This window comes from Ruegeria sp. BHSC043 (genome assembly GCF_059612985.1).
This window is the reverse complement of the sequence record NZ_JBXWRS010000002.1, coordinates 157,622-176,775: the sequence shown is the minus strand read 5'-3', so window position 1 is coordinate 176,775 and position 19,154 is coordinate 157,622. Positions and strand designations below refer to the sequence as shown.

The following is a 19,154-nucleotide window of genomic DNA, read 5'->3' as shown; positions in this document are numbered from 1 at the left end:
ATCGCAGCACGGCCGGTTTGTGAACGCCTCAGGCCGACTTCTGCGCGGCTCGGCGATCCACCATGAAGCTGCGGAGCCGTTCCAGGCCCTGCTCGATGTCCTCGGTCGACCGGGCGTAGGAAAAGCGCAGGGTCGTATGGCCGCGCACTGGGTCGAAATCCAACCCCGGCGTCACGGCGACGCCGGCCTTGTCCAGGATCTCGGCGGCAAAAGCGCGGCTGTCCTGGGTCAGGTCCGAGACATCGGCATAGACATAGAACGCCCCGTCCGGAGGCGCGATGTTGGTGAACCCGGCCTCGGGCAGGCCCTTCAGCATCAGGTCGCGGTTGCGGCGATAGACGGCTAGGTTGCCCTGCAGTTCGTCCTCGCAATCCATCGCGGCCAGCGCGGCGACCTGGCTGGCATGGGGCGCACAGATGAACATGTTCTGGGCGATGCGTTCGACCACGCGCACCTGATCCTCGGGCACCACCATCCAGCCGACGCGCCAGCCGGTCATCGAGAAATACTTGGAAAACGAGTTGATGACATAACACTCGTCGGTCAATTCCAGAGCAGTGACCGCCTTGGCCTCGTATTCCAGCCCGTGATAAATTTCGTCACTGATGAACGAAGCACCCTGCCCCTGCGCGGCCTCGATCAGCGCGCCCATGGCGGCGTGGTCCAGCATGGTTCCGGTCGGGTTTGCGGGCGAGGCCACCATCAGCCCCTGCAGGTCGAGCCCGGCAAAATCCTGTGGCACGGGTTGCAGGCGGTTTTCCTGCGCAGTCGGCAGATCGACCGGCACCAGCCCCAGCGCCCGCAAGATCTGACGATAGGACGGATAACCCGGCGCGCCGATCCCCACCCGGTCGCCGCTGTCGAACAGCGCGGTGAAGGCCAGCAGGAATCCGCCTGAGGATCCCAGGGTGATCACCACCCGCTCGGGGTTCAGGTCTACGTCGTACCATTCGCCATACATCCGTGCGATGCGTTGCCGCAGCGCCGGCAGACCCAGCGCGACGGTATAGCCCAGCGGGCCGTGCCGCATCGCGCGGGCCAGCGCCTCCAACGCGCCTTGAGGCGCGCCGGTTCCGGGCTGGCCGACTTCCATGTGGATGATGTGACGCCCGGCCTCTTCAGCGCGGCGCGCGGCCTCCATCACGTCCATCACGATGAAGGGATCAACGCCCGACCGGGTTGAGTTTCGCATGCCCATCTCCCATGTTGCGACCATGGCTTTTGAACGCGGATCCCGGCTGGCGTCAATCCCGGCATTTCTGCTGGCGGTGGCGCTGTGGATCGCGGCCACCGCGCAAAGCCACGCGCAAAGCCTGATCCGCGACCCAGATATCGAACACGGGCTGCGCGAACTGGCCTTTCCGATCCTGCGCGCGGCGGGGCTGAACACCAACCGCGTGCGCGTTCTGGTGGTCAAGGACGATACGTTCAACGCCTTCGTGATCGACTACAACACGATCTACGTGAACCACGGGCTGATCCTCAGCGTCGACAGCCCCGAGATGCTGCAGGCCGTCATCGCGCACGAGGCCGCCCATATCGCCAACGGGCATCTGGCCCGGCGGGCCGAAAACCTGCGCGCCGCCAAGCGGGCCGCCGGGTTCGGAACCGCGCTGGCCATGATCGCCGCGGCTGCAGGGGGCGGCGAGGCCGCAGCCGGGATCGCCGCCGGAACATCCGCCTCGGCGCTGCGCAGCTTTCTGGGCCACACCCGCGCCGAAGAGGCCTCGGCCGACCGCAGCGCGGCCGGATACCTGCGTTGGGCCGAGATCTCGCCCAGCGGCATGGTCGCCCTGCACCGGAAATTCGCCGGCCAGGAATTGCTGAGCGAGGCCAATCAGGACCCCTACATGCGGTCGCACCCCACCAGCCGCGAGCGTCTGCGCGCCGCCGAGGCCTTTCTGGATGAATTCGGCGACCGCGCCAAACCCGACCCGAACGCCGACTACTGGTTCGCGCGGGTGAAGGGCAAACTGTCGGCCTTCCTGCGCTCGCCCAGCTGGACCCTGCGCCGCGCCAAAGAAGAAAGCGCACGGGACATCCGCCTGATGCGCGAAGCCGCCGCCCATCACCAGAACCGCAATCTGGGTGCGGCCCTGTCGTCCATCGACGGGGCCTTGGCGATCCGGCCCGAGGATCCGTACTATTACGAGTTGAAAGGTCAGATCCTGCTGGAAAACCGCCGGTTTGCGCAAGCGGTCAACGCCTATGCCAAGGCCATGGAACTGGCGCCGCGCGATGCTCTGATCATGGCCGGGTACGGGCGCGGGTTGCTGGCCGAAGGGCGTACGAAGGAAGCCCTGCAAGTGCTTGAAAAGGCACGCGCCCGCGACTATCGAAACCTGCGGCTGATGCAGGATCTGGGGGTGGCCTATGCCAAGCTGGGACAGCCCGGCATGGCCGCGACCGTCACCGCCGAACGCTATGCCCTGCAAGGCCGCCTGGCCGATGCGGGCATCCACGCAAGACGCGCCGTCGGGCAATTGCCCGAAGGCTCACCGGGTTGGCAACGGGCACAGGATGTGCTGATTGCCGCAGAACGAGCTGAGAAATCGAAAAGGAAACGGAAATGATCCTCAGACACGTAGCACCTGCCCTTCTGGGGCTTACCCTGATATCCGGCCCCGCGCAGGCGCTGGACCTGAGCGCGATGAGTCCCGACGAAAAGGCCGAGTTCGGCGCGGCCGTGCGCGAATATCTGCTGGAAAACCCCGAGGTCATCATCGAAGCGGTCAACATTCTGGAGCAGCGCAACGCCGCAGCCGAAGCCGCAGCCGACAAAGACCTGGTCGCAGCCAATGCCGAGGCGCTGTTCAACGACGGCTACAGCTGGGTGGGTGGTAATCCAGACGGCGACATCACTCTGGTCGAGTTCATGGACTATCGCTGCGGCTATTGCCGCCGAGCGGTGCCCGAGGTCGACGCCCTGCTGGCACAGGATGGAAACATCCGCTTTATCATCAAAGAGTTCCCGATCCTTGGCGACGCTTCGGTGTTGTCGTCACGTTTTGCTATCGCGACCAAGCAAGTCGCAGGCGACGACGCCTACAAGCAGGTGCATGACGCGCTGATGGAATTCGGCGGAGACGTGACCGAAGTAGCCCTGCGCCGCATCTCCGACGGGCTGGGCCTGGACAGCGATGCGATCTTGGCTGCAATGGATAGCGACGCGGTGACAGATGAAATCGCCCAGACCCGCGAACTGGCGCAACGGCTCAAGATTTCTGGCACGCCCAGCTTCGTGCTGGGTACGGAAATGTTGCGCGGTTATCTGAAGGCCGATCAGATGCAGCAGATCGCCGACGCCGTGCGCGCCGAACAGGGATAGTCGGCCAAGAGGTCGAGACCGGATACGACACCACAGAGAAAAGCCGCAGCCAGGTGCTGCGGTTTTTTTTGTTTCTATTCAGCCGCCTCGGCCGCGGCGTCCAGCTCGGCCGCCTTCTTCTCCACCTGCTCGACGATGTGGTCGATCATCTGTTCGTTCGACATCTTGTGGCTGGCCTTGCCCGCCAGATAGACCATGCCCGAACCCGCGCCCCCGCCGGTAAAGCCGACATCGGTCATCAGCGCCTCGCCGGGGCCGTTCACGACGCAGCCGATGATCGACAGGCTCATGGGGGTCTTTATGTGTTCCAGCCTCTTTTCCAGCGTCTCGACCGTCTTGATCACGTCGAACCCCTGCCGCGCGCAGGACGGGCATGAGATGATGTTCACGCCCCGATGGCGCAGGCCAAGAGATTTTAGGATCTCGAAACCGACCTTCACCTCTTCGACCGGATCGGCGGACAGGCTGACGCGGATCGTGTCGCCGATCCCCATCCACAGCAGGTTGCCCAGCCCGATGGCCGATTTGATCGTGCCGCTGACCAGCCCCCCGGCCTCGGTGATGCCCAGATGGATCGGGGCGTCGGTGGCCTCGGCGATGCCCTGATAGGCAGCAGCCGACAGGAAAACGTCGCTGGCCTTCACGCTGATCTTGAATTCGTGGAAATCATTGTCCTGCAGGATGCGGATATGTTCGAGCCCGCTTTCCACCATCGCCTCGGGGCACGGCTCGCCATATTTCTCCAGCAGGTGCTTTTCCAGACTGCCCGCGTTCACGCCGATGCGGATCGAGCAATTGTGGTCGCGCGCGGCCTTGATGACCTCTTTCACCCGCTTTTCATCACCGATATTGCCCGGGTTGATGCGCAGGCACGCGGCGCCGGCCTCGGCGGCCTCGATGCCGCGCCGATAGTGGAAATGGATATCCGCCACGATCGGCACCGGGCTTTCGCGCACGATCTCCTTTAACGCCTTCGACGACGCCTCGTCCGGGACCGATACGCGCACGATATCCGCTCCGGCCTCGGCCGCCGCCTGTACCTGCGCCACGGTCGCGGCGACATCGGTCGTCAGCGTGTTGGTCATGGTTTGCACGGCGATCGGCGCGTCGCCGCCCACCGGAACGTTGCCGACCATGATCTGGCGGGATTTGCGGCGATAGATGTCGCGCCAGGGGCGCACGTGGTTCAGAGACATGAAAACGGATCCGCGTCAGTCTGAGGTCTGGCCTTTAGATAGTCCGGGGGCAAGCCCGCCGCAATGGCAAGATCACTCTGCCGGGGCTTCGGTCGCTTGGGTCTGAAGCTCGGCCACCAGACGCCGCAGCGCACTGTTGGCCTCGGACGTGAGATCGGCAACGGCGTAGTTTTCGGCAACCGCGTCCTTGGACAGGATCACGCCCTTGGACACGGTTCCGGGCTTACCGACCGGGCCGTAATGCTGGCCGTTCATCGAGAAATACACGCTGCCCGATGCCCCTGCGCGCAGTTGCGGGGGCTCTTCTGTCAGCGGCACCTCGAAGACGTTGCCGTTTTCGACCGTGCCAAGCGTTCCCTCGAAGATCACGCTGCCATCGGCTGCGGTGACCCGCATCCAGGCAGGTTCTACCGCAACGATCTTGAGCGCAGTGTCCACCTGTTCGACCACTTGCGGCAGCGGTGTGCGCTCGACCGTGTGCACTTCGGCCATAGCCACCTCGGGCAGTTCCGGCGGGCGGAAGGTGCCTACGGTGCGCGGATCGAGCGTCGAGATCGGCGCATCGCGCGCCACCAGCACCGGCACGTCCAGCGCCTGCGGCCGATACAGACGATCCAACGCCTCTGCACTGGGGGCCTGCAAGCCGTCGATATCATCGTCGGTGTCGGACCGGATCGCCGCCAGCGGATCGAGATCGGCCAACACCACCGGCGCTTGTTCGACCGGGGCGACCTGCACCTGCTGGATCTTGTTGAGAACCGACCAGCCGCCATAGCCGATGCCGCCGATCAGTGCCAGCAGGACCAGCGAAGAGCCGATTGCCCGGGGTTCAATCTGGCTGAAGACGGATTCACGGCCCGGAAGATAAGGCGTGTTCGGCGAAATGAACGGGTCGCGCCCCATTGGTCCACGCGCCGGCAAGTCGCCGCCGCCTTTCTTGACCACCGAGGCTTGGGCCGACATGCCATGCGCCACCGAAAACCCGCTTTCCTTGCAGAAGGTTTCAAAGGTTTCATCCGGGTCCATGCCCAGATACCGGGCGTAGGAACGCACATACCCGGCGATAAAGCCGGGTGTGTCGAACGCATCAGGGTCGGCGTTTTCGATGGCGGCGATGTAGTTGGCCTTGATCCGCAGTTCACGTTGGACATCCAGCAGAGACTTGCCCTTGGTGGCACGCTCGCCGCGCATGACATCGCCCAGGCGAACCTCATAGTCGTCAAACCCTTTTGGCCTGACCTCCACGTCTTGCTCGGAATTGCGCTGAGTCCTGCGCCCAATCATCCCTGCTGCCCCAAACTGCCTACCGCGTGTTACACGCAAACGGCGAATCATCCCCACAACGAATCATCCGTTTTCTTTTGTTAGCGAGAGCTTAACACGCGCCAAACATGTTGCACATGTCAGTCAGAGGCTACCCGGCAAGTTCGGCGCGATTTAGCGCACAATGTGACCAAAGTTCGTCCATTGCCTGGACCAAGCAGTTCATCTCGTCCGGTCCATGGACGGGCGACGGGGTAAAGCGCAGGCGCTCGGTCCCGCGGGGCACGGTCGGGAAATTGATCGGCTGGACATAGATGCCATAGCTTTCCAGCAGCATGTCGCTGAGCTTTTTGGTATGTACCGGGTCGCCTACTATCACCGGCACGATGTGGCTGCCGTGGTCGATCAGCGGCAAGCCCAGCCCCTTCAGCCGCAGCTTGAGGATCTTGGCCTGGGTCTGATGCTGCTCGCGCAGTTCCGGCGCACGCTTGAGGAAGGCGACCGAGGCTGCGGCGCCCGCAGCGACCGCCGGAGGCAGTGAGGTGGTAAAGATGAAACCCGGCGCATAAGAGCGAACGGCATCGCACATTTTCGCGCTGGCCGCGATGTAGCCGCCCATCACGCCATAGGCCTTGGCCAGGGTGCCGTTGATAATGTCGATCCGATGCGCCAGCCGGTCACGCTCGGTCACGCCGCCGCCGCGCGGGCCGTACATGCCCACGGCATGCACTTCGTCGATATAGGTCAGCGCGCCGAACTCGTCGGCCAAGTCGCAAATTTCCTCGATCGGACCGAAATCGCCGTCCATGGAATAGACCGATTCAAAGGCGATCAGCTTGGGCGCGGCCGGGTCGTCGGCTAGGAGCAGTTCGCGCAGATGGGCCACGTCATTGTGGCGGAAGATCCGCTTGGCGCCCCCGTTGCGGCGCACGCCCTCGATCATCGAAGCATGGTTCAGTTCGTCGGAATAGATGATCAGGCCCGGAAACAACTTGGGCAGCGTGCTAAGAGTGGCGTCGTTGGCGATGTAGGCGCTGGTGAACAGCAGCGCCGCCTCTTTGCCGTGCAGATCGGCCAGTTCCGCCTCGAGCCGTTTGTGATAGACGGTCGTGCCCGAGATGTTGCGCGTCCCGCCCGATCCGGCACCGGTTGCGTCGATTGCCTCGTGCATCGCCTGCAACACGACAGGGTGCTGCCCCATGCCCAGATAATCGTTGCCGCACCAGACCGTGATGTCCTGCTGCGACCCGTCGGGGCGCGTGCGTACCGCATGCGGGAACTGTCCGTTGCGACGTTCGATGTCGATAAAGGTCCGGTAACGTCCTTCTTCATGCAGCTTGGCAATCGCCGTATCGAGCTGAGCTGTATAGTCCAAAGGACCCTCCTTCATGACCCTTTCGCGCGGCCAGGCGTTTCTCCGTGCCATAGTACCCGATTTTCAGGCAACGTCCGCTATTTGTTTCCTGCACTTGCCTAGCCCGTCGGGACCCGTCGCAACATTGATTTGCATCAATTATCCTCTCGGGCCAGCCGCGACAAGTAAACTCGACACCACCAAGCGCGAGGAAACGACGCAGGCCGGGCGCCTCACATGCCCGCATGTTTCCGATATTGTCCGCGGTTTCCCTGCGGCTTGGGCTGGACGGCACCGCTGGCGCTGATAGGTTCGGCGCAAATTCAAAACCATTCAGGAGCCCCCGATGTCGCTTGACGCCGTACTGAGCAAGATCGACGCTGATCTTACCACCTCGATCGACCGGTTGATGGAATTTCTTCGGATCCCGTCCATCTCGACCGATCCAGCCTACAAGGAAAGCGTTGACAAGGCTGCCGACTGGCTGGTCGCCGATTTGCAGAGCATGGGCATTCAGTCAGAAAAGCGCGCAACGCCGGGCCACCCGATGGTCGTCGGTCATGTTGGCGATGATGCTGACGCGCCGCACCTGCTGTTCTACGGGCACTATGACGTTCAGCCGGTTGACCCGCTGAACCTGTGGAAGCGCGACCCGTTCGACCCGGCTCTGGAAGAGACCGAGCACGGCCAGGTGATCCGCGGGCGCGGCGCCTCGGACGACAAGGGCCAGCTGATGACTTTCGTCGAGGCCTGCCGTGCGTGGAAGGCCGTGCATGGCAAACTGCCCTGCCGGATCACCTTCTTCTTCGAAGGTGAAGAAGAGTCTGGGTCGCCTTCGCTGGTCCCGTTCCTCGAGACCAACAAGGACGAGTTGAAGGCCGATCTGGCGCTGGTCTGCGACACGTCGATGGTGTCGCGCGGCGTGCCCTCGATCGCCTCGCAACTGCGCGGCATGCTCAAGGATGAATTCACGATCATCGGCCCGCGCATCGACCTGCATTCGGGCCACTACGGCGGCCCGGGCCTGAATCCGCTGCGCGAGATTTCCCGGATCGTCGCCTCGTTCTACGACGAGGAAACCGGCCGCGTTGCGGTCGAAGGCTTCTACGAAGGCGTGCACGAGGTTCCCGCCGACCAGCTGCGCCAATGGGAGAATTGCGGCTTTGACGAGGCCGAGTACCTCAATTCGGTCGGCTACACGCAGCCGCACGGCGAAAAGGGCTACTCGACGCTTGAACAGCAATGGGCACGGCCGACGCTGGAAATCAACGGGCTATGGGGCGGCTACAACGGGGCGGGGTCGAAAACCGTGATCCCCAGCGAAGCCCATTGCAAGATCACCTGCCGATTGGTCGGCGACATGGACCCCAACAAACTGCGGGACAAGATCCGCAAACACGTCGAAGACCGCCTGTCGCCCGACGCCAAGGTCGTTTGGGACAATGACCTCGAAGGCTCCCCCGCCTCGGTGATGAATCTGGACCGGCGGGAGTTCGAGGCCGCCCGCAGCGCCCTTTCAGATGAATGGAACCGCGAGGCCGTTTTCACCGGCATGGGCGGCTCGATCCCGGTCGTGGGATATTTCAATTCCGTTCTGGGGCTGGATTCGATGCTGGTCGGATTTGCGAACGACGACGACGCCATCCATTCACCCAACGAAAAGTATGACGTGAACAGCTTTCACAAGGGCATCCGCTCGTGGGCCCGTATCCTGGACGCCCTGACCCGCTGAGCAGAAGCAGTTTGCGAGGCTCTGCCTCGCACTCCGGGATATTTGACGCCAGATGAAGAATACGACCGCACTTCATCTGGCCCAAAATATCCCGGGGGAGCCGCGCGCAGCGCGGTAGGGGCAGAGCCCCATTCCGCGTTCCGCAATGATCCGATTTGCAGCTAGAAGTGGATGGCGCGTCCGTAAGCGTCCAGAACGGCCTCGTGCATCATTTCCGACAGCGTTGGGTGCGGGAAGACGGTGTTCATCAGGTCTTCTTCCGTGGTTTCCAACTGGCGCCCTACGACATATCCTTGGATGAGCTCGGTCACCTCGGCACCGACCATGTGCGCCCCTAACAGCTCACCCGTCTTGGCATCGAAAACGGTCTTGATCATGCCCTCGGGTTCTCCCAGCGCGATGGCCTTGCCATTACCGATAAAGGGGAAACGGCCGACCTTGACCTCAAAGCCCAACTCTTTGGCCTTGGCTTCGGTGTAGCCGACCGATGCCACCTGGGGCTGGCAGTAGGTGCACCCAGCGATGCTCTCGGGTTTGACGGGATGGGCATGTTTTCCGGCGATCAGTTCCGCGACCATGACGCCCTCGTGGCTTGCCTTGTGCGCCAGCCAAGGTGCCCCTGCGATGTCGCCGATCGCATAGAGGCCATCGACGCCGGTACGGCAGAATTCATCGGTCACGACATGGGTTCTGTCGATCTTCACCCCCAACGCCTCGAGCCCCAGGTTCTCGACGTTGCCGACGATCCCAACGGCAGAGATGACCGTGTCGAATTCGTGTTTTTCCGTCTTTCCGCTGGTTTCGATATGGGCGGTCACCTTGCCCTTGCCGCGGTCAAGCTGCTTGACCATGGATTTCTCCATGATCTTCATGCCCTGCTTGATGAATGCCTTTTTGGCAAAGGCGCTGATCTCGGCATCCTCGACCGGCAGAACGCGGTCCATGACCTCGACCACCGTCGTGTCCGCACCCAGCGTATTGAAGAAACTGGCGAATTCGATCCCGATCGCGCCCGAGCCGATGACCAGCAGCTTCTTGGGCATCCGAGGGGGCTGCAGCGCGTGCTTGTAGGTCCAGACCAGGTCGCCGTCGGCCTCGAGCCCAGGCAACTCACGCGCCCGGGCCCCGGTGGCGAGGATGATGTTGCTGGCGGCCAACTCCTCGGTTCCCTTGTCGGTCTTCACCGAAACCTTGCCGCGTGCGGGGATCGTCGCCTCTCCCATCACCACGGTAACCTTGTTCTTTTTCAGAAGGTGCCCGACGCCACCGGCCAACTGCTTGGCCACGCCGCGCGACCGCTTGACCACAGCATCGATATCATATCCGATCTTCTCGGCGCTCAGCCCGAAATCCTTGGCGCGTTCCATCAGGTGGAATACCTCGGCAGACCGCAGCAGCGCCTTGGTCGGGATGCAGCCCCAGTTCAAACAGATGCCGCCCAGGTGCTCGCGCTCGACGATTGCGGTCTTCAGGCCCAGCTGGGCCGCGCGAATAGCAGCGACATAGCCGCCGGGGCCGGCCCCGATTACGATCAGATCAAAGGATTTTGCAGCCATGTGTACCTCTCGGCGCGGGTCTGATGAAAACTAGTTTAGTGCTAAACTATTTCTGCGGGCGCTTCAACATCGCTGCCTGCGACATTGGTGACGTAAGGTCACAAAAGTAGAAACCCAGCCCGTCAAGACTATTGCAGCGCTGGGCGGAAGGCTAGAAAAGATACCAAATCCATTGGCAACACGTGTTTGACCGAGACATAGGAGGCCCAGGCCATGGCCCGAACACTCAAGGATCTGCTGATTGCCCTACTGAACGCGACTCTGATCCTGTTGGCTCTGTGCCTGTTTCTCGGCTGGAAACTGGCGCAGAGCGTCGAGAACATTCAGGACCGGTTCCAGCAGAATCTGCAGATCGTGCGCCCATTTCAGGAGCAGGCCCGCAACATCAGAGCGGATTTGAGCGCGTTGCGGGACGAGTTGAAGGCCGTTCGCGCCGGCGGCAGTACCGATTTGGACACTGGACAGAAGCTGGCGCGAACGCTGGACCGGCTCGACCAGAGCCTGGCAGCCCTGAACCGGGCACAAGATACCCTGACACAGATCGCCGAAACCCCGGAACTGTTGATCGACCGAGCCATAATCACGGCCATCGACACCACCAGCCAACGCCTGATGACGCTGCGGGGCTGCGGGGCGCAGGAAAGCTAGGCGATCGCCTGCAACTCGCGCACGGTGGCACCGTAACCGCCGTTGCTGACATAGGCGGCCTCGGGCGCAGTCGTTTCCCGCGACAGCGCCGCGTTGCGATAGGGGAACCGCCCGAATTTTCTGATCACCTCGCGATGCGCGCGGGCATGCAGCAGGTTGTCTCTGCCATGCTTGGGCATGCGCTCGCACATCAGTCGTACACAGCGTTCCTGGTCGCACAGGTTCTCGGAATGCATCAGCGGCATGTAGAAGAACTGCCGCGCCGGTTCGTCGATCTTCAGGTCCCAGCCCTTGTCGATGGCGCATTTGGCCGCCGCCAGCGCAGCCCTGTCGGACGCGAAGGCCCGAGCGCTGCCCCGGAACATGTTGCGCGGAAATTGATCCATCAGAATGATGTAGGCCAAGGCCCCGCTGGGATAGGTCAGCCACAGCGAGAATTTCCCTTGGCACGCCGCTTCCCACGTCGTCAGGAACCTCTCCCGGATCCGGGTATCCAGTGCCTCATCCTCGCGGTACCAGCCCTTGGGGCCGACTTCATCCAACCAAAAACTCAATACTTCTTCAGGACCGACCATCCCAATGACTCCGTGTGTTCTCCCCCAAGAGACGTAGGGTCATTTAAGGGTCTTTTACAGAAATGTTACAGTAACATATTGCAACACTTGCGACACATATCCGGCGCTCAGGCCGGAGTTTCAGCCTCTTCGTCGTCCTGCGCGGCCTCGATGGCGATTTCCTGCGCAACTTCCAGCGCCACCGGCGAGGCGGTGGGGTAAAGCGGCGCAAGCGCGGCGGTCTCGTCCACCGGCACATGGGCACGCTGGGTCATCCGGTACAACGCATAGGCAGCCATGGCGAACAGCAGCGCGGCGATTAACAGGAAATACCCGGACGGCCCGAACACCGCATCGCCCATCAGCCAACCGGTGATGAGCGGGCCAGCGATCGCCCCCAAACCGTTGATGAAGATCAACCCGCCCGAGGCAGCGGCCATGTCCTCGTATTCCAGATAGTCATTGGTATAGGCGATCAGCAGCGAATAAAGCGGGTTCGACATGCCTCCGATCACGAAGGCGGCGGCCAGCAGAACCGCGAAGGTCATGCCAAACAGCATGCCCACCAGAGCCGCGGCCCCCCCGGCGACCGAAACCAGCAGGATCAGCACCCGCCGGTCCATCCGGTCCGAGAACCATCCCAGCGGATACTGCAACAGCAACGCACCGATGTAGAAGGTTGCCACGAAGGTCGAAATCTCGACCAGGGTCAACCCGGCGCGGGCGCCATAGACCGCGGCCATGCCGAACTGGGCCGAAAAGACGCCGCCCAGCAGGAACATGCCAACGCAGCCCAGCGGCGAGGTTTCCATCAACTGTCTCAGCGTCATCGGCTTGGTCGTGTCAAAGGCCGGTGTCGGCGAGATCGACAGCAGGATCGGCGCGAACGAGACCGAGACCAGGATCGAGGCGATTACGAAGGTCTCGTACCCCGCCGGATCGCCCACCAGCATCAGCGCCTGCGCACTGACGATGCCGATCATCTGGACGATCATGTACAGCGACAGCGCCTGCCCCCGGTTTTCATTGCTGGCGGCATTGTTCAACCAGCTTTCGGCCGTCACATACACGCCGGAAAAACAAAAGCCGATCACCACGCGGCCCAGCGACCAGGCGATCGGGTCGGTCAGCATCGGATACATGATCATCACTGCCGAGATGAACGACGCCAGCGCCGCGAAGACCCGCACATGCCCGACCCGCCGGATCATCTCGGGAGCCAGGCGCGAGCCGCCCAGGAATCCCACGAAATAGGCCGACATGACAAAGGACATCTCCAGCGTCGAGAAGCCCTCGATCTCGCCCCGCACGCCCAGCAGGGTACCCTGCAGGCCGTTGCCGATCATCAGCAGACCCATTCCAAGAAGAAGCGCCCATGCGCTGGCAAGTACCTGAAGCATGACTGCCTCCAATTCTGCTGAACAATTCTTTGCGTCAAACTCGTTGCGGTAAACGACCTGAATACGCCCCGGTCGCGCTTGTCTACGACATTTCCCGGATTCGGTCCGGTGATCGCGCCCTTTAAGGGATCAAAAGCGACGCGTCACCATAAGAAAAGAAGCGGTACCGGCTGGCAATAGCGTGATCGTAGATCCGCAGCATCCGGTCCTTACCCATCAATGCCGAGACCAGCATCAGCAGGGTGGATTTGGGCAGGTGGAAATTGGTCATCAGCGCATCGGTCACATGGAATTTGAAACCGGGATAGATGAAGATGTCGGTCTCGCCTTCCCACGGTTCGATCCGTCCGCCGCGCGCGGCGCTTTCGATCAGGCGCAGCGCCGTGGTGCCCACGGGAATGACGCGGCCGCCGGTGGCCTTGGTGGCGGCGATCTCGGCCGCGGCCTGCGCGCTGACACGCCCCCATTCGGCATGCATCTTGTGGGTGGTCACGTCCTCGACCTTGACCGGCAGGAAGGTGCCCGCGCCCACATGCAGGGTGACATAGGTGAAATCCACCCCACGCGCAGCCAGTGCCTGCAGCAGCGACTCGTCGAAATGCAGCGAGGCGGTGGGGGCCGCCACGGCACCGGAATGGCGCGCCCAGACCGTCTGATAGTCCGTCTTGTCCCGCTCGTCCGCCGGTCGCTTTGCGGCGATGTAGGGCGGCAGCGGCATCGCCCCGGCCTGCTCAAGCGCGCGGTCGAAATCCTCGCCCGTCAGGTTGAACCGCAGATGGGCCTGCCCGTCCACGACGCGTTCCAGAATCGCAGACAGTTCGCCCGAGAACACGATCTCTTCGCCGACGCGCACCTTTTTCAGAGGCTTGAGCAGTGCCGCCCAACTGCCGTCGGCCTGCGGGTCCAGCAAGGTGGCTTCGACCGCGGCCGACACCGGCCCCTGCGCGCTGTTGCGGTGGCGCCGCCCCGACAGGCGCGCGGGAATGACCCGGGTGTCGTTCAGCACCAGCCGGTCACCCGGTCGCAGCCAGTCGGGCAGGTCGGACACGCGCGCATCGGTCAGGTCATCGCCCTGCGCCACCAACAGACGCGCCGACGAGCGCGGGCTGGCGGGCCGGGTAGCGATCAGGTCTTCGGGCAGGTCGAAATCGAAATCACTCAGCTTCATGCGCGCGGCATACAACGCCCGAATGGATTTGACCACAGATCCCGGTCAACGATCTTCTCCGCGTGCCCCCAAAGACGGGCTGGGGCCATCGCGTTGGGGCGTTGCGTTGGGGCCGTCCGAAACCGTCGGTGCCGGGTCGCGCATAAGGTTGCGTAGAAACAATGGCGCCAATCCCGACAGCGGATTGACCGAGACCTGCGGCGCCGAGACCGGCCCGACCAGCTTGTAGTTGAAGGCGAAAACGCCTTCGCCCTTCTGGGTCAGTACGCTGCCGATGGCGTTGACCAGGTAGATCGGAGAAATCGCGCCCTGAAGGTTCAGGAATTTGCGGTTCAGATCGACCGTGCCGTCGAACGACAACCCCAGCGACGGACCGACCGCGCTGCCGCTGAGGATCTTGACCTGCGTCGGCGTGATTCGCATTACGCTCTCGATCGACGAGAACTGGATCCCCTGCCCGGACATCTCGTCCAGCAACCCTACCACGCTGATCGCGTTCAACAGTGCCGCCATGGCCGGGGCGTCGGTGATGCGGGTGTTTCGGATATTCAGGTTCAGGTCGTAATTTCCGGGCTCGGCCACTGGGTCCAGCTGGACCTGTAGCGTGCCACCCTGCGCCTGCGTCAGCAACCCGGCCGACCGCAAAACGGCCCCGGCATCCACCGATTGCAGCCGGACTGCGCTGCGGCCATCGCCGCTGGGGAAGACCTGCCCCTGAACGGCGGCACCACCGTTCACCCGGGCGCTGAACCCGCCCTGCAGGCCGCCCGTCGTCTGGAAATTCCCGGTCAGGCCGGTCAGGGCCACCGTATCGGTGACCTGCAGCCGGTCCAGCGTCACGTCCAGTTTCGGACCTGCGCCACCGCCCCCGCCACCGCTGGCGAAGGTCGCCTTGGCAAGGTTCAGAACCCCACCCAGAACCCGGATATCCGGGGCCGCCGCACCCCGCCCAATCAGCTCGGCCGGAACCGCTAGCCAGTCGCCCAGTTCGAACGTGCTGAATCGGATCCGGTCCAGCGCGCCGTCGCTGATCGAGATCGCTCCCACGGCCCGCAGCCCGGCGGCTTCGATTAGCAGCCTGTCGATGCTCAGCGGCTCGGAGACGGTGGCTTCGACCGTCAGCGCGCCCGTGCCGGACGGAGGCTTGCGCCAGCCCAATTCGGGGATCGCCAGCGTCACCCCCGCAAGATCCGAACTGGCGCGCAGACGCGTCGGCTGACCGCCCCCGATCCCCAGTTCGATCTGCGCCACGCCCTGCCCCGCCAGCATCTGCGGCGGCAATCCCGCCTTCAACTCGTCCATCAAACGCGGCGACAGCTCGATCTGCCCGGTCAGCGTGCTGCGTTGCGGTTCGGTGCCGCCGATGGGCTGTCGCCAGCGGACCTGCATCGGGACCGCGCCGAAAGACCCGTCGCCGGCGATGGAGACCTCGTCCTGGGTGCCGCTCAGGGCCAGTTTCGCCGCGCTGACGCGGAAACCGGGCACAAGACGATCGGTCTGCAGGTTCAGGATGTCCCCGGCAAAATGGAACCGGGTTTCTTCCAGCTTGAGCCCCTTGATCAGCGGCAGGGCCAATGTGCCGCTCAACCGCACCTGCCCGTCGGCCAGATCGACCGGCAGTTTGGCCTTGGTCAGCACGGACAATGGCGGCCGGTCCAGCAGCGACAGCGCCGCGGTCACGCTGCCTCTGGCCTGAATGCGAACAATGCCCGGCGTCGATTTCTTGATCCCGGTGTCCGGGATGATGAACGAGGTGCCCGCGGCATCGACGACTCCGCCCTGATCGGCCTGCACTAATCCCTGATGGGCGGTGACGGTAAAGCGCCGCTCGATCAGGCTGGCCTCACCGCGTGCGTTCTGCAACGGCGGCAGGGTCTTGGCAAATCGCACGGTCGCCTCGTCGAATTCGAAATCCGCGTAGATCTGCGGTTTGGTCCGGGGGCGCAGGCGAAGAGCGAAATCCACGTTCGACATCTGCCCGCCGAGCACGTTTTCCGTGACCCATTTGCGCGGCTTAGGCGCCAGTCGCGGCGGCCAGTACTGCAAAACGCGCCCCTGCGAGATCTGATTGATCCGAGCGTCGAGATCCACGCTCCAGCCGTCGGGCAGGCCCTGCACCGCGCCCGACGCTTGCAGCCGCACGTTATCGTCCTCGACAACCGCCTGCCCCAGTTGCAGGCGGAACGGATTCAGACTGACCTGGAAATCCAGCTGGGCCCGGTTCAGGTGCAGGTCGTCCACGAACAGATCAGCCGGGTTCAGCCCGATTCCCGTCAGGCGGACCTGAACCGCCATGCTCTGCAGCGCACCCGTCTCCACACCCTCGAGATAGGCCTCACCTTCACCTTGGACCGTTCCCCAGGCAGAGGCGATGGATACTTCGTTGAAATCCAGAACCTGCCGGTAGGGGTCATAGGTGAAATAGGTGCGGGCCGTGTCAAACGGCACCGGACGGGTTTCGGGGTTGGGCTGCACGGCGCCCGGGCCGAGGTTGAGCGTGGCAAAAACCGGCCCCAACGCCCCCTGCTCGTCGATGCTGCCGCGCAGGGCGCCCGAGATCGGCGCGTCCAGCACCTGCAGCCACGCGAGGGCCGGCGCCTGCGCGGCCACGTCCACGGCGGGCAGGTCCGTGATCGATATGCCGAACTGTGCCTGAGGCGAGCCGAATGAGCTGGTATAGTTGGCCTCGACCATACTCACATAGTCTCGCCCCGCCAGAACCGAAAACCCTGTGGCCAGCCGCAAGGCCCGATCGTCGCGGGTGACCAGGATGTGCCCGCCATCCAGAACCCAGGACCGACCAAGCCGCTGATCGCTGTAGTCCAGCGTGATCGCCTCCATCTCGACCGACGCCAGTGCGGACAGGGCCGGAGATTGGAAAACGGCATCAGCCTGCTCGATCAGTTCGGCCAGATTTGGCGCCTGCCTCACGGGGGCGCTGCCGGACCCCACGATCAGGGTCAGCATCCCGTCTGGCCCGCGGACCAGCGTGATCTGGGCGCCGTTCAGTACGATCCGCTTGGGCCGGACATGTCCGCGCAGCAATGGGCGCATCGACAGGCTGGCCCGCAAGTCCGACACATGTGCGATCTGCCGCCCTTCGGCATCGCTGATCGACACGTCGCTCAGCCGCAGACTCGGACGCCAGCCTTCGTGGATGATGAAACTGGCATCGCCGAACCGGATCTTCACCCCGTCCAGCGCCTGGTCTAGCCGCGCCTCGACCCGGTCGCGCAGCCAGTTCGGCGCATGCACCCGTTGCCCCAGGACCATCAACCCCGAGAACACGGCCAGAAACACCAGCAGGAAAACCCCGCGCAAGGCCCACAGAACGGCCGTCCGGCGGCGGGATCGGCGGCGCGGCGCCCGGCCTGGTTTGTCCGATTTTTCGTCCTGCCGCTCAGCCAATTCGCCTACCAAGCCTTCCAACCCGCTGACGCCGCTCTATTATCCGCGGCAGTTCATGACAACCACAACCGGAGACCTCCATGCCCGACCTCTCAGACATCGCCCCCGATTTCACCCTGCCCCGTGACGGCGGCGGTTCGGTCACCCTGTCGGCCCTGCGCGGCCGCCCCGTCGTTCTGTTCTTCTATCCCCGCGATGATACGCCGGGCTGCACGAAGGAATCCATCGGATTTTCCGAAGCTCTGCCCGCCTTCGCCGAGGCGGGCGCGCAGGTCTTCGGCATCTCGCGCGACAGCGTCGCCAAACATGACAAATTCGTCGCCAAGCACGGTCTGACCACGCCGCTTCTGTCCGACGAAGACGGAACCGTCTGCGAGGCCTTCGGCGTCTGGGTCGAAAAGAACATGTACGGGAAGAAATCGATGGGGATCGAGCGTTCGACCTTTCTGATCGACACCGACGGCAAGATCGCCCGCGTCTGGCGCAAGGTGAAGGTCCCCGGTCACGTCGATGAGGTGCTGGAGGCCGTGCGCGCGCTTTGACGCCGCGCGCCATCCGGTCTAAGAGGCGGCAGTTTCATTCGACCCGAGGATCACCGTGGCCAAGACCCTGACCCAGATGGCAACCGACGTGCTGACCACCGCGGACGGGCGGGCCAAGACCGCCCTGTCGCGGCGCTATGCGGCCGACTGGGTCGCGTCCCGCAAGGGCGATGCCCCGGCGATCGAGATCGGCACCGCCGAACCGCCGCTGCATCCCGCGCGCCCCGCCCGCCCCGAGCGGCTATCACCGCGCGACGTGCCGCGCCGCCGCCCCGGGTCCGAGGCCGGGCGCATCGCGCTGCTGCACGCCGTAGCCCATATCGAGCTGAACGCGGTGGACCTGCATTGGGACATCATCGCCCGGTTCGGACATGTGCCGATGCCGATCGGCTTCTACGACGACTGGGTCAAATGCGCCGAGGAGGAATCGCGCCATTTCGAAATGGTCTGCGACTGCCTGGAGGCGATGGGCAGCCATTACGGCGCGCTTCCCGCCCATGCCGGAATGTGGCGCGCGGCCGAGGACACCGCCGGGGACCTGATGGGCCGGCTGGCGGTAGTGCCGATGGTGCTCGAGGCGCGCGGCTTGGACGTTACACCGGGCATGATCGAGATTTTCCGCAAGGCAAAGGCCGATCAGGCCGTAGCTGCGCTGGAAGTGATCTATGCCGAAGAGGTCGGCCACGTCGCCTATGGGTCGAAATGGTTCCACTTTCTGTGCGGTCGGGAAAATGCCGACCCCAAGGACGTGTTTCACGATCTGGTCCGCCGGTATTTCCACGGCGCCCTGAAACCGCCCTTCAACGAGGAGAAGCGGGCCGAGGCCGGATTGCCGCCCGATTTCTACTGGCCCCTGGCCGAAGATCTGCCCCCGCCCGGAACGGCCCGGAAATAGACCGGGCAGCGCGCGCTTCGGCAAATTCTCGCCGATCCGTAGCCCGAAATTGCGCGATTTTTGCACCAATCGGTTAACAAACTTGCCCAATCGCTGCCCGGCCATTAATC

Annotated in this window: 15 protein-coding genes; 6 read left to right on the top strand and 9 right to left on the bottom strand. The window is 63.5% G+C overall.

Annotated elements, in window-relative coordinates:
- Nucleotides 1-28 precede the first annotated feature (28 nt).
- Nucleotides 29-1,192, bottom strand: coding sequence for a pyridoxal phosphate-dependent aminotransferase (locus AC2FMM_RS05920; RefSeq protein WP_496796050.1), 1,164 nt, complete (start codon nucleotides 1,190-1,192; stop codon nucleotides 29-31).
- Here AC2FMM_RS05920 and AC2FMM_RS05915 point away from each other — a divergent pair.
- Together AC2FMM_RS05915 and AC2FMM_RS05910 are read left to right on the top strand one after the other, a co-directional pair.
- Nucleotides 1,191-2,573 (top strand): M48 family metalloprotease, encoded by a 1,383-nt coding sequence (locus tag AC2FMM_RS05915; protein ID WP_496796049.1) that lies wholly within the window; start codon nucleotides 1,191-1,193, stop codon nucleotides 2,571-2,573. The two genes, AC2FMM_RS05920 and AC2FMM_RS05915, sit on opposite strands and share 2 nt — an antisense overlap.
- Nucleotides 2,570-3,328 carry a DsbA family protein gene (locus tag AC2FMM_RS05910; RefSeq protein WP_496796048.1) on the top strand — a complete coding sequence of 253 codons (759 nt, stop codon included), beginning with the start codon at nucleotides 2,570-2,572 and terminating at the stop codon, nucleotides 3,326-3,328. Before AC2FMM_RS05915 ends, AC2FMM_RS05910 begins: the two co-directional genes overlap by 4 nt.
- Before the next feature lie 74 nt (nucleotides 3,329-3,402).
- Here AC2FMM_RS05910 and ispG read toward each other — a convergent pair whose 3' ends face one another.
- The 3 genes from ispG to hemA all read right to left on the bottom strand — a co-directional run bounded on the left by ispG (nucleotide 3,403) and on the right by hemA (nucleotide 7,162).
- On the bottom strand, nucleotides 3,403-4,524 hold the full coding sequence (gene ispG / locus AC2FMM_RS05905; protein WP_149774887.1) for a flavodoxin-dependent (E)-4-hydroxy-3-methylbut-2-enyl-diphosphate synthase: 1,122 nt from the start codon (nucleotides 4,522-4,524) through the stop codon (nucleotides 3,403-3,405).
- A 72-nt stretch (nucleotides 4,525-4,596) separates the two neighbouring features.
- Nucleotides 4,597-5,808 carry a helix-turn-helix domain-containing protein gene (locus AC2FMM_RS05900; RefSeq protein WP_496681175.1) on the bottom strand — a complete coding sequence of 404 codons (1,212 nt, stop codon included), beginning with the start codon at nucleotides 5,806-5,808 and terminating at the stop codon, nucleotides 4,597-4,599.
- 130 nt (nucleotides 5,809-5,938) lie between these two features.
- On the bottom strand, nucleotides 5,939-7,162 hold the full coding sequence (hemA, locus tag AC2FMM_RS05895; RefSeq protein WP_496711477.1) for a 5-aminolevulinate synthase: 1,224 nt from the start codon (nucleotides 7,160-7,162) through the stop codon (nucleotides 5,939-5,941).
- 325 nt (nucleotides 7,163-7,487) lie between these two features.
- Between hemA and AC2FMM_RS05890 the strand changes: the two genes are divergently transcribed.
- On the top strand, nucleotides 7,488-8,873 hold the full coding sequence (locus AC2FMM_RS05890) for a dipeptidase (RefSeq protein ID WP_496796047.1): 1,386 nt from the start codon (nucleotides 7,488-7,490) through the stop codon (nucleotides 8,871-8,873).
- Between the two features lie 161 nt (nucleotides 8,874-9,034).
- Here AC2FMM_RS05890 and lpdA read toward each other — a convergent pair whose 3' ends face one another.
- A complete protein-coding gene (gene lpdA / locus AC2FMM_RS05885; RefSeq protein WP_496796046.1) occupies nucleotides 9,035-10,429 on the bottom strand; it encodes a dihydrolipoyl dehydrogenase in 1,395 nt (464 codons plus the stop codon).
- A gap of 213 nt (nucleotides 10,430-10,642) precedes the next feature.
- Here lpdA and AC2FMM_RS05880 point away from each other — a divergent pair, with 213 nt between their 5' ends.
- A complete protein-coding gene (locus AC2FMM_RS05880) occupies nucleotides 10,643-11,077 on the top strand; it encodes a hypothetical protein (RefSeq protein ID WP_496796045.1) in 435 nt (144 codons plus the stop codon).
- On the opposite strand, the gene AC2FMM_RS05875 is transcribed toward AC2FMM_RS05880, so the two are convergent.
- The 4 genes from AC2FMM_RS05875 to AC2FMM_RS05860 all read right to left on the bottom strand — a co-directional run bounded on the left by AC2FMM_RS05875 (nucleotide 11,074) and on the right by AC2FMM_RS05860 (nucleotide 17,628).
- Nucleotides 11,074-11,652 (bottom strand): DUF924 family protein, encoded by a 579-nt coding sequence (locus AC2FMM_RS05875; protein ID WP_496681166.1) that lies wholly within the window; start codon nucleotides 11,650-11,652, stop codon nucleotides 11,074-11,076. The genes AC2FMM_RS05880 and AC2FMM_RS05875 overlap by 4 nt on opposite strands.
- 107 nt (nucleotides 11,653-11,759) lie before the next feature.
- Nucleotides 11,760-13,031 carry an MFS transporter gene (locus AC2FMM_RS05870; protein ID WP_496681165.1) on the bottom strand — a complete coding sequence of 424 codons (1,272 nt, stop codon included), beginning with the start codon at nucleotides 13,029-13,031 and terminating at the stop codon, nucleotides 11,760-11,762.
- 121 nt (nucleotides 13,032-13,152) lie between these two features.
- Complete coding sequence (queA, locus tag AC2FMM_RS05865) at nucleotides 13,153-14,199, bottom strand: tRNA preQ1(34) S-adenosylmethionine ribosyltransferase-isomerase QueA (RefSeq protein ID WP_496796134.1); 1,047 nt, start codon at nucleotides 14,197-14,199, stop codon at nucleotides 13,153-13,155.
- A gap of 45 nt (nucleotides 14,200-14,244) precedes the next feature.
- Nucleotides 14,245-17,628 carry a YhdP family protein gene (locus tag AC2FMM_RS05860; RefSeq protein WP_496796044.1) on the bottom strand — a complete coding sequence of 1,128 codons (3,384 nt, stop codon included), beginning with the start codon at nucleotides 17,626-17,628 and terminating at the stop codon, nucleotides 14,245-14,247.
- 59 nt (nucleotides 17,629-17,687) lie between these two features.
- Between AC2FMM_RS05860 and AC2FMM_RS05855 the strand changes: the two genes are divergently transcribed.
- Together AC2FMM_RS05855 and AC2FMM_RS05850 are read left to right on the top strand one after the other, a co-directional pair.
- Nucleotides 17,688-18,149, top strand: coding sequence for a peroxiredoxin (locus AC2FMM_RS05855; protein ID WP_496681163.1), 462 nt, complete (start codon nucleotides 17,688-17,690; stop codon nucleotides 18,147-18,149).
- Nucleotides 18,150-18,225: 76 nt separating this feature from the next.
- The gene (locus AC2FMM_RS05850) at nucleotides 18,226-19,044 is read left to right on the top strand and encodes a ferritin-like domain-containing protein (RefSeq protein ID WP_496796133.1); all 819 of its coding nucleotides are present in this window, start codon (nucleotides 18,226-18,228) and stop codon (nucleotides 19,042-19,044) included.
- Nucleotides 19,045-19,154 lie beyond the last annotated feature (110 nt).

Bases quoted from the DNA above. Each gene is read 5' to 3' on its own strand.
- AC2FMM_RS05920 (WP_496796050.1), bottom strand. From the start codon at position 1,192: ATGCGAAACTCAACCCGGTCGGGCGTTGATCCCTTCATCGTGATGGAC.
- AC2FMM_RS05915 (WP_496796049.1), top strand. From the start codon at position 1,191: ATGCCCATCTCCCATGTTGCGACCATGGCTTTTGAACGCGGATCCCGG.
- AC2FMM_RS05855 (WP_496681163.1), top strand. From the start codon at position 17,688: ATGCCCGACCTCTCAGACATCGCCCCCGATTTCACCCTGCCCCGTGAC.
- lpdA (WP_496796046.1), bottom strand. From the start codon at position 10,429: ATGGCTGCAAAATCCTTTGATCTGATCGTAATCGGGGCCGGCCCCGGC.
- AC2FMM_RS05900 (WP_496681175.1), bottom strand. From the start codon at position 5,808: ATGATTGGGCGCAGGACTCAGCGCAATTCCGAGCAAGACGTGGAGGTC.
- AC2FMM_RS05880 (WP_496796045.1), top strand. From the start codon at position 10,643: ATGGCCCGAACACTCAAGGATCTGCTGATTGCCCTACTGAACGCGACT.
- AC2FMM_RS05875 (WP_496681166.1), bottom strand. From the start codon at position 11,652: ATGGTCGGTCCTGAAGAAGTATTGAGTTTTTGGTTGGATGAAGTCGGC.
- queA (WP_496796134.1), bottom strand. From the start codon at position 14,199: ATGAAGCTGAGTGATTTCGATTTCGACCTGCCCGAAGACCTGATCGCT.
- AC2FMM_RS05850 (WP_496796133.1), top strand. From the start codon at position 18,226: ATGGCAACCGACGTGCTGACCACCGCGGACGGGCGGGCCAAGACCGCC.
- AC2FMM_RS05910 (WP_496796048.1), top strand. From the start codon at position 2,570: ATGATCCTCAGACACGTAGCACCTGCCCTTCTGGGGCTTACCCTGATA.
- AC2FMM_RS05890 (WP_496796047.1), top strand. From the start codon at position 7,488: ATGTCGCTTGACGCCGTACTGAGCAAGATCGACGCTGATCTTACCACC.
- AC2FMM_RS05870 (WP_496681165.1), bottom strand. From the start codon at position 13,031: ATGCTTCAGGTACTTGCCAGCGCATGGGCGCTTCTTCTTGGAATGGGT.
- ispG (WP_149774887.1), bottom strand. From the start codon at position 4,524: ATGTCTCTGAACCACGTGCGCCCCTGGCGCGACATCTATCGCCGCAAA.